The sequence below is a fragment of the Xenorhabdus griffiniae genome (assembly GCF_001028135.1).
Taxonomy (GTDB): domain Bacteria; phylum Pseudomonadota; class Gammaproteobacteria; order Enterobacterales; family Enterobacteriaceae; genus Xenorhabdus; species Xenorhabdus bakwenae.
This window is the reverse complement of record NZ_LDNM01000155.1, coordinates 1-422: the sequence shown is the minus strand read 5'-3', so window position 1 is coordinate 422 and position 422 is coordinate 1. Positions and strand designations below refer to the sequence as shown.

The 422-nt window shown below is 51.2% G+C and carries 1 tRNA gene; it reads right to left on the bottom strand.

The features are described 5' to 3' along the window. Positions 1-253 precede the first annotated feature (253 nt). Positions 254-329, bottom strand: a tRNA-Glu gene (locus tag AAY47_RS19030). Positions 330-422 lie beyond the last annotated feature (93 nt).

The following is a 422-nucleotide window of genomic DNA, read 5'->3' as shown; positions in this document are numbered from 1 at the left end:
AGCACGTCCTTCATCGCCTCTGACTGCCTAGGCATCCACCGTGTACGCTTAGTCGCTTAACCTCACAACCCGAAGGTGTCTTCGGATTGACGGGTCTGAGAGACTCACCCGTGCTGATGAGTTCATCGTCACGGGCTGTTTCAAATTTTCAGCTTGTTCCAGATTGTTAAAGAGCTAATATTGCTAAACCGACGCGCACGTCCGCTTAACAATATTTCGGTGGCACCGTCTTTCACCCGATACCTGAGCAAGATGGCGTCCCCTAGGGGATTCGAACCCCTGTTACCGCCGTGAAAGGGCGGTGTCCTAGGCCTCTAGACGAAGGGGACTCAAAGTCTTCTTCGCAGACGCTTGCTCTGCTTTATTTCATCAGACAATCTGTGTGAGCACTGCACCAAAAACTACTATCTTTCGGTAAGGAG